At 63.7% G+C, this 325-nt stretch carries 1 protein-coding gene; it reads right to left on the minus strand.

Annotation, left to right across the window (positions count from 1 at the left end; genetic code table 11):
* Positions 1 to 325 (minus strand): TraM recognition domain-containing protein (locus tag G6021_RS16820; RefSeq protein ID WP_194307923.1); only part of this gene is annotated, 325 nt, incomplete at both ends.

Here is a 325-nt window from a genome sequence, read left to right on the forward strand (position 1 = left end):
GGACACTGGTCTGTCCTTTCTCCAGGCGGTCGAGCAGGTCGCGGGTGGCGGGTGAAAAGTCCTGCTTGGTGGCCGGGATCATTCGCGCGAGCATTGGCCGTCGGCCCTTGGCGATGACGATCATCTGCCACTTCTGCAAGTTCTGGATCTCGTCGACGGACAAGATCGGCTTGTCCGAGCCCACCTGCTGCGAACTCGAACCGCTCCCGTTGGAGTACGACACCGACCGCTCAACCTCCCGGTAGGTGCCGACCTGGGTGGAGACCATCTGCGCGAACTCCGGCTCGGACTGTCCCGGGCCGATGACTTTGATCGCCACCAGGGC

This window comes from Dietzia sp. CW19 (assembly GCF_014145265.1).
GTDB classification, from domain to species: domain Bacteria; phylum Actinomycetota; class Actinomycetes; order Mycobacteriales; family Mycobacteriaceae; genus Dietzia; species Dietzia natronolimnaea.